Genomic DNA, 13,023 nt, shown 5'->3' on the forward strand with positions numbered 1-13,023 from the left:
GATACTTATTGACCAACTACATTTTTGTGCCTATACCTTAATGGACACAAGGCGAATGGAGGTGCCTTCAACGCTATATTGACAAAGGCGGCATGAAAGAGAGTGCACGAATGAATTTAGATGAACTAGTTTCGAAAGCGGAAAACCTCTTTGTTTTACCTGATTCGGTAACTCGACTTAAAGCTTGTATGGATGATGAAGCTTCAAGCATTGACGACATCGGCGATATTATTGCTTTCGATCCGTCATTGGCAACGCAATTGCTAAGAGTAGCAAACTCAGCGCTCTATCGTTTTCCTAATAAAATAGACACCGTCACAAGAGCCATCCAGGTAGTGGGGACTCGCTCCACTTACGACTTGGCACTGGCTTATGGCGTAAGCCAAGCATTCAGTGATGTAGACGGTCAACGTATCGATCTCGACAAGTTTTGGGAGCAAAGTGTATCGTGCGGTCTCCTGGCAAAATACTTTGCCGATATGCGCAATATTCGTGAGCCTGAGCGACTCTTTGTTTCGGGGCTGCTTCACAACATAGGCGAGCTGGTAACCGTTTCGGTTTTGCCTGAGTCGGCAACCCGTTGTCAGGCATTCAACACCAGAGTAAGTCCTGCTGAACTTCAATTTGGAGTGCTAGGGTTCACGTATGCGGAATTATCGGCAAGATTAATTGAAAAGTGGGATATTCCAAGCTCTATTTATACGCCAATTGCCAGTATCCACAAAGAAGAGGAGGAGTCTGCTTCTACAGATGAGAAGATTCTACAACTCTCGTATGTGTTGGCACTCGATAACGTTAACCCTGAGATCTACCCGAGTTATCACAACTTAAAGCCAGAATTGCATGAGGCATTGTCGCTTAATCGCGAAGATTTAGAAGACGCGCTAGATATAACCAACCTGCAGTGTATTTCGGTGATTTCTCTGTTTAACCCTAACGCGTTTATGCTGTATTGATGTAACGTTTTTAACGTGCTTTTCGAAATGCCGTAGCGATCAGTCGAAAATCGCTACGGTTTGCCTACTGATGGCAATCACTTCATTATCCTTATCCCAAATCGTCGCTTCAGTATGGCCATAACCATCTGCAGCTTGTCTTGTGTGAGCTTTATAAGCAAACCAGTCTGTCGGGCTTACCGGCTTGTGAGGATGGATAAATTCCAATTTCCAACTTACTGTACTGGCTGGTGCCGGAAGCTTCATCATTTGTAAAAGTGTAGGTGGCCATGCGTCGATCATAGTAATGATATGTGCATCAGTGATGGCTTCGGGGGGCTGCTTGAAGCGCATAAAGCCGTGATAATGGCTGGTTTTTCTGCGCGTAAATGGAATGCCGCCATCTTCAATTGCCAAATCAAAATAGCGTAAGAATTTAGGCGTAACTTTAGGTATTTGCGGGATGAACTTTGCTTTATTCGGCTGAGGCATGTCGTGTGTATCTGTATTCTCAACTTGAATACCTGACTGACGCGCAACACCAAAACAGGCTTGCGAAAAAACACAGCTTTTGCCGTCTTGAATAGCATGAGCGGTGAACTGAGAGACGTTTTTCCCTGTTCTAAGTAGCGTTACTTCTATAGAAAAAGGCGTTTCAAGAGATAGGGGACCAACAAAGTTAGTGGTAAAAGAGCGCAGCACGCGGTTATCAGTGACTTGCTGCTTTACTGCGGTGTAAAGCATACCGGCAGAAATTCCTCCAAACGCAGTTCGTCCCTGTCCCCACGTCTTAGGGATAACTAGTCCATCAACTTTCCATGTGTTTTCCGAAGTTTGAGATAATTGAGGAATATTGAGCAATTCATCTACTGTCATATTTGCTTGTCTGGTCTGATGAGTTAAGTGTTTGTCATCGTACCTTAAGCGCTATAGAACGAAAAGCCTCAGTTAGAAATTTTCGTTATGTTAACAAATAAGTAACAATTAGTTGTTTATTTTTTTGCCTAATGCATAGACTGGGCTATTGTCACTCAAAAGGACTGTTATGGCCCATACTCACGTTGAAGGTATTCCCGCTGCAGAAGCTGGAGCATCTAGAAGTTACCGGAATTACGTTCTATTCATATTAACCTTGGTGTATGCCTTTAACTTTATAGACAGGCAAATCATTGGGATTCTATCTCCTTTTATCAAAGCCGATTTGGGGTTAGATGATGCCCAACTCGGGTGGCTTAAAGGCATCTACTTTGCGCTACTTTATACCGTGATGGGGATCCCAATTGCATGGCTTGCCGACAGGTACAGCCGCGTTAATATCATTGCGATCTCTCTAACGCTTTGGAGTGGATTTACCGCTGCATCTGGGTTAGCTGCCAATTACATGCAGCTTGCCATAGCACGTATTGGTGTCGGCATTGGTGAAGCGGGTGGTAGTCCACCGTCCCACAGTATTATTTCTGACTTATTCCCTAAAGAAAAACGCGCGGGCGCGCTCGCAATATACTCTTTGGGTATTCCTTTTGGCGTCATGCTTGCGTTTTTTGCATCAGCGTTCTTTTTACAGGGCGGTTCTGCCGACTGGCGAACGGTAATGTACAGCGTGGGTATTCCAGGGGTGTTACTGGCTATTTTGCTTAAGCTCACGGTCAAGGAACCTGCCAGAACGGTCTCTTTACCAAGCGCAGATGATGCGAATAAGCCGAGTGTAAAGTCGTCGCTCAAGATGCTACTGAAAATTCCGACGTGGTGGGGAATGGCTCTGGGTATTTCCTTTGGATCATTCGGTAATTATGCCATATCGACATGGGTAATTGATTACTACGTTCGCGCCTTTGCGGGTTTAGATATTACACAGTTGCTAATCGTTTTTGGCATTATCAATGGCACCGCCTATGCGCTCGGTGTATGGCTAGGGGGCTATATTGCTGATAGATGGGGTAAGCACAATAAAAAAGCTTATGCGCTATTGCCCGCTATCGCACTTATTATTGGTGTGCCGGCATTTTATGCATCGTTACAAGTGCAAGATTTGTGGTTATCAGTAGGGCTCATGGCGCTGTTGTTATTCACCAGTGGTTCATACCTAGGGCCAAGTTTTGCGATGGCACAGACACTAGCTCCAATAAACGTAAGAGCCATGTCGACAGCGTTGTTCTTCTTTGTATTGAACATCATTGCTCTGGGTGGTGGCCCAACGCTGACGGGTATTATTAGCCAAGCATTGGTGCCATCTTTAGGCGAGACGGAGGCATTGAGACAGGCACTCATCTACCTAGTAGTTCCTTACGCGCTTTCTATTGCCGTGTTCTTGTGGACGAGCACGAAGATTGTAAAAGATTGGGAAATGGCAGAAGCCAGAGGCTTATAGTATTATCGAACTTTCATGCTAAGGGGCTGATTTAAAGCCCCTTTGTTGTTTGAGTATAAAGGAGTGTATTGGTGACATCGTCAGAGTTGAGTTTTCATTTTGCCCATGCAAATGGATTTCCGGCAGGTAGTTATAATGCGATGTTTTCAGCGTTACCTGATCACTTTCATCGTCTTCATGTTGAGCGCTTCGGACACGACCCTCAGCTTCCAGTGAATGGTAACTGGCGCAATCAAGTTCAAGAACTTATCAAGCATATAAAAAAAGAGAACAAGGATCCGCGAGGCGTGTATGGTATTGGGCATTCATTTGGTGCTGTAATTACCTACATGGCGGCTTGCGAAGCGCCAGAGCTGTTCAGAGGCATTATTTTATTCGATCCGCCACTTGTTGTCGGCCCGTTAAGTTACTTTTTTAAATTCGCGAAACACACGCCGTTAATTAACAAGCTAACGCCAGCGAAACTCGCGCAAACACGCAATACCAGTTGGCCAAGCAATACTGATATGGTGGCGTACTTTCACAGCAAAGCATTGTTTAGGGATATGGATAAACGATGCGTGCGCGATTATGTAAAATCTGTAACCGCCTTGAAGGGGGACAATATTTCGCTCACATTTCGTGCAGAAGTAGAAGCTGATTTGTTTCGCAATGTTCCGCACAATTTGGGTAAATATAAAGGAAAGCTTAAGTGTCCGGCCGTATTGGCGACAGGAAGCAAAAGTAACGTGTGTAAGCCAGAAATGTACTCGCGGCTTCTGAAGCATAATGCTATTGAGCATAGCGTGCTCGATGGTGGCCATATGTTTCCACTAGAACACCCTGAGCAGGTAGCGAGCTTTATTGAGCGTACTTTAACGCAGTGGAGTAATGAGGTGAATTAAATATTACGGAGATTGATTTAAGCGTTTTAACGCCAAAATCAATCTCGCCATAACATTAGGATAAATGAGTTAGTCGTGCTTTCTAGGCTTGCTTAGTCCACCCACGGGCTGACCTAACATTTCTCGCGTCACCAGTACCACGCCTTTTTCAGATACGCGGAATCCACGTGCCTTGTCTTGCTCGTGATCGTAACCAATTGTAGTACCTTCAGGAATGACACAACCTCGATCGATAATCACCTTTTTCAGCTTGCAATGGCGTTTAATTTCCACATCAGGAAGAATTACGGCGTCTTCAATAAGGCCATAGGAATGTACGCGTACATTGGAAAAGCAAATAGATGAACGAAGTGTAGAGCCTGAAATTATACAACCCCCAGAAACTACGGAGTTAATCGCTTCTCCACGTCTGTCGTGGTCTTCCCAAACAAATTTTGCTGGTGGCAGTTGCTCTTGGTATGTCCATATGGGCCATTTTCTATCGTAGAGGTTCAATTGAGGTACAGGAGCAACCATTTCCATATTGGCTTCCCAAAATGAATCGATAGTACCTACATCGCGCCAATAGGCGTTGTCTCCGCCACTTTTCTCAAAAGGATAAGCGTATACAGGGTGGTCGGCGATGATTGATGGAATGATGTCTTTACCGAAATCTCGCTGCGAGCCCATATTTTCAGCATCAACACGTAATTGCTCGAATAAAAACTCTGTATCAAACACGTAATTGCCCATAGATGCTAAGCAGCGCGTTGGGTCATTTGGAAGTGGAGTCGGGTTAGCTGGCTTCTCTTCAAATCCGTTAATACGATAGTTTTCATCAACCGACATAACGCCAAACGCACCCGCGGCTTCTTCCAAGGGCACTGACATACATGAAACCGTCATTTTTGCACCAGACTCTTTGTGCTTGGCCAACATATCACCGTAGTCCATACGGTAGATGTGGTCGCCTGAAAGGATCATGACATATTTTGGAAGCTCATCACGAATGATATCTATGTTTTGGAAGACCGCGTCTGCGGTTCCTTCATACCAACTGTCGGAGAAACGTTGAGAAGCGGGTAGGATTTCTACAGATTCGCCAAGTTCTTTTTTGAAATGACCCCAACCGCGAACCAAGTGACGAATAAGAGAATGCGACTTGTATTGGGTAACCACGCCTATTCGACGGATACCTGAATTAACACAATTTGATAGCGGGAAATCGATAATTCTAAATTTACCGCCGAAATAAAGTGCCGGTTTGGCTCGCCAATTAGTGAGCTCGTGTAGTCTAGAACCTTTACCACCCGCGAGGATGAGCGCATATGTATCGCGAGTAAGGTTACTGATGTAACGAGAACTTTGATCTGCCATTTCCTATAAACTCCTGTAATAAAGCGACAACTGTGTATCGATAGAAATATAAAAAGAAAACGAAGTGTTGCGATTGACTGCGCTATGCATGATAGGCCTGATTGAACAGGCTTTCTTGATAACCTAAATCCATATTACACAAGATAATTTAGAATGACAGCGCGATTTTCATGCTTTGTGATGAAATGGTAAATGTTTTTAAAAAATTGTAGGTTGGGGGGCACTCGCCCTTACAGAGACACCCACCCTTATCTTTTATTCTTAAGCTGGAATAGGCTTCTAGAATTAAAGTATTAGCATGACACCCATCGCTACTATGAGTTAGTTACTTAGTAAATTTGACGATAAAAAAGTTAGCGAGACACGCAACTCAATTTCATCATGCGCATCCTGAAAAGACCCTCGATCAAAGCAAGTCATTGTGTAGACACCCATTTTTAAACTGTAGAAAGTTAGTCTACACTTTGCTCGATAAACGAAGTGGTTACTTCATGCATCATAAGGTTTTATTGCTGAGTGTCCTTTCTCGGTAACGCGAAAGAGAAGGCTCAATAATAGTTATGTTGAGTATAAATTTGCTTTCAACTGCGTTAAACATGACGGGATGGGTGTCTATCTAACAGTAAAATGAGCAAGAAAGATCTTTAAGTGACAAATGTTAATTAAATGTTATATTTGAAGGGTCAATTCTTTTATGGAGTCTCAGATGGGAGCGTTAAAAAAACTCTTAATGGTCGTAGGTGTTGTTATAGTATTATTTGTCGCAACGAGCTTTTTTATTCCTAAAGATTACAGCGTTGAAAGAACAATTAATATTGATGCTCAGCCATCAGAAATATATCCCTATGTCGTTGATTTGAAAGAGTGGAAGAAATGGGGCGTATGGTTCAAGCGTGATCCTGATATGAAACTTGATTATTCAGGGCCTGATAGAGCTATTGGGATGCGTTCCGAGTGGTTAAGTGAAACCGAGGGAAATGGAGAAATGGAGATTACGCAACTAGAGCATAACAGACGTGTGATGTACCGATTATATTTTCCCGATTTTGACATGGGTTCATCGGGCGTCGTAGAAATTGAGCCTACAGAAAATGGTTCTCTTGTAACCTGGAGAGATGAAGGTTCGGTAGATAATAACCCAATAAACAAATATTTTGCTTTGATGATGGACAGCATGATTGGTCCTGATTTCGAAATGGGTCTAGAAAATCTCAAAATACTCGCCGAAAACGCTGGGTAGGGCATACAACTTTCTGATCTGACTGAATAAGTGCACCGTATATGTTCAATCGAATTGCGGTGCATGCTTACCTTCCATGAAACAAAAAAATTTACTTATTACAGGCCTTTCGCTTAATAAACTAGCCGACCTTCTGATCTCTGCTAAAACAACCTTGACCGCACTTCTTATTAGCATTGGCGCACCAGTTTGGATGATAGGCTGGCTGGTTCCAATTAGAGAGTCGGGCGCGCTTCTGCCTCAAGTACTTATTAGCATTTATCTTCGAAAACATACTCAGCGGCACTTGGTTTGGCGTGTCGGTATGCTCACACAAACGCTTTCAGTTTTCTGTATGCTGCTCGCGGTCATTTCATTTTCAGGGGGCTTGGCGGGTACCTTGATACTTATTTCCCTTGTCTTCTTGAGCCTGGGTCGCTCTGCCTGTTCTCTTACCGTGAAAGATATGGAGGCTGACGTAGCTAAGAAAGGAGAGCGGGGTAACCTAATCGGAATTGCATCTACCGTTTCAGGCATGGTCACTCTTGTTATCGCTATACCTTTGACAATTTACGACGGCTCTCTTTCTTCGAACGTGCTGCCGATAGTCTTGTGCGGGAGTCTTTTATCATTTGTTTTGACCCTTATATGTGTATGGCCTGTTAAAACGACGGTAGATGTGGGTGGTAAAGAGGAAAAAGCGTTTAGTATTGACTTCGACGCCACGGTTTACAAATTCATTTTGGTAAGAGGGCTTTTCGTTCACTCAGCCTTGGTTGCGCCTTATTTTATGATAGAAAAAAATGGAGATGTAAAAGAGCTGCTTCCTATTTATATAGGAGCCGAAGCAACTGCTGCTCTTTTATCATCAATAATTTGGGGAAAGATTGCAGACAAAAGCGCAAAGTTAACACTTCAAATTTCAGGGTTACTCGCAATAATTTCATGCATTGGTTTGCTTACATTGCAAACGACGACGATTGTAACCTCTGCACTGTTGTTTTTCTTGTTATCGGTATCCCATGCTGGCGTAAGAACCGGACGGAAAACATATAGTTTAGATGTTAAAGAAGGCCATGAAAGAACAGAGCTGGTTGGCTTCTCAAACACGGCTATAGGTATGATTTTATTAGCATTCGGTGCACTTTACGCTGCATTAACCCCTGTTTTAACCTTTTCAGTGGTTTATATTATGGCTGGTATGCTGTTACTGGCAATTATCACTACTGTTATCTTACCTGACGAGAAGTAGAATGGTTTAGTCAAAGCATATCGCTGCCGAAGATATTTTGGCCATTCGTTTTCTTTTAGTATTTGCTTGGAACTTCCGCATAGATGAACCGTCTCCTGCCGCGACTGAAAACACGTTTTCGAAATCACTGATAATGTGATGCCAATGATGTTGGTATACACCAAAAGGTTTTACATGTTGAATGGGTCTCGTTTGAGCGGCTGTCGAATCGGTGTTGCGCAACAGTTCGATTGACTGGTTAAGAAGATCGCAATAGTCATTCAATGTGAAATCTAAGCCGCGAGTGTTTCTACATCGTTGGTGGCTCTTTAATGGCATTAACCCTTTTATTGTCTTGTTTTGTGAAATATTCGTGTTCAATCTTTTATTAATGCTTGTGTGATATGAGTCTTGTAAGCCCGTTGCGACCTTTGCGCGTATAGGGTTTAAGTCAACATATGCCATACATGACAGTAGAGCTTTTTCTGTTAGCAATGCTTGTGAACGGAAGCGACCTTCCCAAAATCTGCCAGTACAATCGTCCTCTTCGTTTGCTTTTCTCGCAATATACTCGTTTAAATTTCTCATAAACCAGCTTATGTCGAAGAGCCTTTTTCTATACACATCAGCAGTACTTTTAACTGTCTCATACTCACTTTCGCTCAAAATGTCGCCCTTCATAAACTTTTGAGTAAGTACGGTTCCTTTGTGCATTTTATGCCATTGATGTAACACAGTTTGTAATGACCATGAGAGCGCTGCCTCTTTATTCACGCATAAAACGATATGGACATGGTTGCTCATAACAGCGTAAGCACAAATATCTATCGCGAATACCCGGCTCAAAAATAACAGCCGTTGTTCTACCCACGATTTTCGATGCTCGTAACTAACTCTATTGTTTCGGTCGTACCCGCAGAGGTAGCTACGGCGCACGCAGCGAGATATACAATGATAGTAGGGTGTATCTTTTAAACTAATGAGGGATTTTCTGCTTTGAGCCATGTTAGATAAATGCAAGGTAATTAGTCATTGTGTGACCTTAGCATTGTGAATATTGAGTTGTGACCTGACCGATGGACTTGTTTTGTTTTAGAAGAGACACCCAACGTAAGACTTTTCGCTGAAAAGCAATGAATATTTGAAGAGACATCCATTGCAAAGCGAACTAGCTGAGCGTGAAAGAATGTATTTATGAGTTTGTGCCTATAAACTTATAAAGACACCCATTACATAAACGGTGATTTTAAGTGAAACTTCACAATTAGGGTGGATGTCTTTCTTAGAGGGGGCGCATTGCCGCATCCCCCATCAGTTTTTTATTTTGCTAGAAGCGCATTAGCTACTTTCGACACGGGAGAGCGGCCTAAAAGTTCTGAAATGTAAGAAGACGCTTTTAACAATTTCGCCATGTCTATACCTGTTGATATCCCCATACCGTTCAACATATATAGGACGTCTTCAGTTGCAACATTCCCACTTGCACCTTTGGCATACGGGCAGCCTCCAAGTCCTGCAACAGCTGAATCAATGGAAGAGATGCCATATCCAAGGGCAGTGTATAAATTCACTAGCGCTTGTCCATAAGTATCATGGAAATGGGCGGCAACTTTGCTGACATCAACCTCGTTTAAGACGTCATCTAATAGCAGTTTTGTAGACATTGGTGTGCCTACGCCGATAGTATCGCCAAGGGATACTTCGTAACACCCCATGTCAATAAGTTCCTTACTCACCTGTGTAACGGCACTAGGTGAAATTTCACCTTCATAAGGACACCCCATTACGCATGAAACGTAGCCCCTCACTTTGATTTTGTTTTCGCTTGCCAGGTCAAACACTGCCTCGAAACGCTTTAAGCTCTCGCTTATAGAACAGTTAATGTTCTTTTGTGAAAAGGACTCAGAGGCAGCACCGAATACTGCAACCTCTTTCGCACCCGCTTCAATGGCTGCTTCCAAGCCCTTAAGGTTGGGTGTCAATGCAGAATAATGAATCTTGTCTTCGGGGCTAAGCGCCTTAAAAACCGCATCCGAGTTCGCCATTTGGGGCACCCATTTGGGTGATACAAAGCTTCCTGCTTCGATACGATTAAGGCCAGTTTTAGAAAGAAGTTGAATAAGTTCAATCTTTTGTTCGGCGCTTAAGGCCTGCTTTTCATTCTGAAGGCCATCTCGAGGACCTACTTCAACAATACTCACTTCTTTAGGAAACATCACATCAAACCTCGGCAGCTTCTTTAGTGGAGAACGCCAACAGTGTTGCGCCACCGTCAACTAGTTCACCGGGATTGAAAAAGAACTCTTCCACTGTACCATCGTGCGGGGCAATGATGCTGTGCTCCATTTTCATCGCTTCCATAACTAGTATAGGCTCCCCTTTTTTGACCAACACACCCTTTTCGACCAAATGCGCCACTATGGTTCCGTTCATCGGGGCACTGAAATTAGCGTCGCCATTATCATCGTTATCATCACCAAGAGATACTGAGATTAGGCTGAACTTAGCAAGGGTGTCTTTGTTGAAGAGTGTAAACACGCCATCATTATCTGAATACGTAAATGTTGATTTGTACCCATTAATTGTTGCATGCAAAGCACTATCTACCAGCTTGCCTGTAACGTCATAGGAATTGTCTCCAACAGTTAGCTCCCAAGCATCTTCAGTTCCGTGCCGCTGGTGTTTGACTCCAACATGCACTTCTTCTTGGTTGCAAAGCAAGGTGAGAGTTTCTGTGTGATTTGCGTTAGCGCGCCACGCACCGGCGGTTGACCACACAGATGGGGTTTTATCGCTTCTAGAAACTTTTCTATTTAAAAGTGAAAGCAATGCCATCACAGGAATGTTTACTTGGGTGTCATCGCTAGCTGCATCCTCATTTGTCGCGCTAAACAACGAATCATGGTGTTTCTCCACAAACGTAGTTGTAAGCTCAGCGGCAACGAACGCAGGGTGTGTAGCGACACGCTTTAAGAAGTCGATGTTTGTGCTTACACCGTCAATATAGTAGTCACCCAATGCACTAATTAGGCGTTTGAGCGCTATCTCACGGTTCTCTCCCCAAACCACGAGCTTAGCAATCATAGGGTCGTAAAAAACGCTTACCTCATCACCTTCAACGACACCTGTGTCAACGCGAACTACGTCGTTTTCTTTTGGCGTACGTAAAAGGCACAGCGTGCCGGTAGAAGGCAAAAACTCGTTGTTTGGATCTTCAGCATAAATGCGCGCTTCGAATGCGTGTCCTGTTAAGGTGAGTTCATTTTGTTGTTTGGGAAGGGGCTTTCCTTCGGCAATAGTTAATTGCCAGTGAACCAAGTCCTCACGGGTGATCATTTCTGTCACAGGATGCTCTACTTGCAAGCGTGTATTCATTTCCATGAAGTAAAATGAATCGTCTTCATCAAGTAAAAACTCAACCGTTCCCGCACCTACGTAGTTAATGGCTTTCGCCGCGAGTATCGCCGCTTCACCCATTTTTTCTCTCACTGACTGAGACATGTTGGGGGCAGGGGCTTCTTCAATAATCTTTTGGTGTCGGCGTTGAACTGAACAATCACGTTCAAAAAGGTATACGCCGTTGCCATGAGTGTCACAGAAAACTTGAATTTCAACATGACGAGGGCGCGTCAGGTACTTTTCAACCAGCATGTGGTCGTCACCAAAGCTCGCCATAGATTCACGTTTGGCTGCGTTTAATGCTTGAGAAAACTCTTTTTCACTCCAAACTTGGCGCATGCCTTTACCGCCACCGCCAGCAGCGGCTTTTAATAGGACTGGGTAGCCCATATCATCGGCAGCGCCTTTCAATACCGCTTCACTTTGATCGTCGCCGTGATAGCCTGGGACCAAAGGAACACCAGCTTTTTCCATAATGTGTTTGGCGGCAGACTTAGAACCCATCGCTTCAATTGCAGATGCTGGTGGGCCTACAAAGATAATATTGTTTTTGGCGCATAGATTCGCAAAGTCAGCATTTTCTGAGAGAAAGCCGTAGCCTGGGTGGATAGCGTCTACACCAAGCTCCTTTGCTTTTTCAATGATCAACTCGCCTCGTAAATAACTTTCCTTCGACGGAGATGGCCCTAGATAAACAGCTTCATCAGCCATTTGTACATGAAGGGCATTTTTGTCGGCGTCAGAGTAAACGGCTACCGTCTTTATACCTTGAGCGTTGGCTGTCTTTATAACGCGGCATGCAATTTCACCACGGTTTGCAATTAGTAATTTATTTATCATTCTTAACCTCCACCCATGAAGCACTGCGCTTTTCTAAAAAGGCTGACAAACCTTCTTGACCTTCTTCAGATGTCCTAACTTGTGCGATAAGTTTGCTCGTCTTTGTGAGAAGCGCATTGTTAATCTCTTGCGTAGACACCCATTGCACTAAGTCTTTTGCTTTCGCCACTGCTTGGGGGCCGTTTTTCAGTATGTTTGATAAAATATTGTCGATAGTGCTATCGAGTTCGTCTTCTGTTACTGATTCGCTCAAAAGTCCAAGTCGTCTCGCTCTGCGCGCAGAAAATACTTCAGCGGTCTGGAAGTAGCGTCGGCATACTCGTGCGCCCATTGCTTCTACCACATAAGGGCTGATAGTTGCTGGAATAAGGCCAATTTTAACTTCACTTAAGCAAAATTTACTGAGCTTGCTTCCAATAGCAATATCGCAACATGCAATTAAACCAACAGCACCGCCAAAAGCTGCGCCTTGTACTCTTGCTATCGTGGGCTTCGGCATTTTATAAAGCGTCTGCAGCATGGTTGCTAATGCAAGTGCATCACTTTCATTTTGCGTTTCGGTATAACTGGCCATTTTTTTCATCCAGTTAAGATCGGCCCCTGCACTGAAACTTTTGCCTTCAGCTCGTAAAACTAGCGCGCGAACGTTTGCGTCTTCCCCCGCTTTTTTAAAAACGCGAGTAAGCTCGTTTATCATTTCGTCGTCAAAGGCATTATGTTTTTCAGCTCTGTTTACAGTAACAGTGGCAATGTTTCTTTCATCTACGCTGTAAATCACTGATTGTTCCATT

11 protein-coding genes are annotated in these 13,023 nt (G+C 43.8%); 5 read left to right on the forward strand and 6 right to left on the reverse strand.

What is annotated here, in order from left to right; translation table 11 throughout:
- Positions 1–110: 110 nt before the first annotated feature.
- Positions 111–956, forward strand: coding sequence for an HDOD domain-containing protein (locus BZA03_RS03255; protein ID WP_014976262.1), 846 nt, complete (start codon positions 111–113; stop codon positions 954–956).
- Positions 957–995: 39 nt separating this feature from the next.
- On the opposite strand, the gene BZA03_RS03260 is transcribed toward BZA03_RS03255, so the two are convergent.
- On the reverse strand, positions 996–1,811 hold the full coding sequence (locus BZA03_RS03260; protein ID WP_110287962.1) for an acyl-CoA thioesterase II: 816 nt from the start codon (positions 1,809–1,811) through the stop codon (positions 996–998).
- A 169-nt stretch (positions 1,812–1,980) separates the two neighbouring features.
- On the opposite strand from BZA03_RS03260, the gene BZA03_RS03265 reads away from it, so the two are divergent.
- On the forward strand, positions 1,981–3,303 hold the full coding sequence (locus tag BZA03_RS03265; RefSeq protein ID WP_014949150.1) for an MFS transporter: 1,323 nt from the start codon (positions 1,981–1,983) through the stop codon (positions 3,301–3,303).
- A 71-nt stretch (positions 3,304–3,374) separates the two neighbouring features.
- Complete coding sequence (locus tag BZA03_RS03270; protein WP_110287963.1) at positions 3,375–4,187, forward strand: alpha/beta fold hydrolase; 813 nt, start codon at positions 3,375–3,377, stop codon at positions 4,185–4,187.
- A 69-nt stretch (positions 4,188–4,256) separates the two neighbouring features.
- On the opposite strand, the gene glgC is transcribed toward BZA03_RS03270, so the two are convergent.
- Positions 4,257–5,543, reverse strand: coding sequence for a glucose-1-phosphate adenylyltransferase (gene glgC / locus BZA03_RS03275; protein WP_014976266.1), 1,287 nt, complete (start codon positions 5,541–5,543; stop codon positions 4,257–4,259).
- Positions 5,544–6,249: 706 nt separating this feature from the next.
- Between glgC and BZA03_RS03280 the strand changes: the two genes are divergently transcribed.
- Together BZA03_RS03280 and BZA03_RS03285 are read left to right on the forward strand one after the other, a co-directional pair.
- Complete coding sequence (locus tag BZA03_RS03280; protein ID WP_014976267.1) at positions 6,250–6,783, forward strand: SRPBCC family protein; 534 nt, start codon at positions 6,250–6,252, stop codon at positions 6,781–6,783.
- 76 nt (positions 6,784–6,859) lie between these two features.
- On the forward strand, positions 6,860–8,014 hold the full coding sequence (locus BZA03_RS03285; RefSeq protein ID WP_110287964.1) for an MFS transporter: 1,155 nt from the start codon (positions 6,860–6,862) through the stop codon (positions 8,012–8,014).
- A 6-nt stretch (positions 8,015–8,020) separates the two neighbouring features.
- On the opposite strand, the gene BZA03_RS03290 is transcribed toward BZA03_RS03285, so the two are convergent.
- The 4 genes from BZA03_RS03290 to BZA03_RS03305 form a co-directional block, all read right to left on the reverse strand.
- Positions 8,021–8,998 (reverse strand): transposase, encoded by a 978-nt coding sequence (locus BZA03_RS03290; RefSeq protein WP_309146365.1) that lies wholly within the window; start codon positions 8,996–8,998, stop codon positions 8,021–8,023.
- Positions 8,999–9,312: 314 nt separating this feature from the next.
- Positions 9,313–10,209 carry a hydroxymethylglutaryl-CoA lyase gene (locus BZA03_RS03295; protein ID WP_110287965.1) on the reverse strand — a complete coding sequence of 299 codons (897 nt, stop codon included), beginning with the start codon at positions 10,207–10,209 and terminating at the stop codon, positions 9,313–9,315.
- A gap of 4 nt (positions 10,210–10,213) precedes the next feature.
- Positions 10,214–12,232 (reverse strand): acetyl/propionyl/methylcrotonyl-CoA carboxylase subunit alpha, encoded by a 2,019-nt coding sequence (locus tag BZA03_RS03300; RefSeq protein WP_110287966.1) that lies wholly within the window; start codon positions 12,230–12,232, stop codon positions 10,214–10,216.
- Positions 12,222–13,022: an enoyl-CoA hydratase/isomerase family protein gene (locus tag BZA03_RS03305; protein ID WP_110287967.1), complete on the reverse strand. Its 801-nt coding sequence runs from the start codon at positions 13,020–13,022 to the stop codon at positions 12,222–12,224. The genes BZA03_RS03300 and BZA03_RS03305 overlap by 11 nt, the downstream gene beginning before the upstream one ends.
- Between the last annotated feature and the right edge of the window lies 1 nt (position 13,023).

Origin of the sequence: Alteromonas sp. I10, from assembly GCF_003201515.1 — a bacterium.
Lineage (GTDB): Bacteria > Pseudomonadota > Gammaproteobacteria > Enterobacterales > Alteromonadaceae > Alteromonas > Alteromonas macleodii.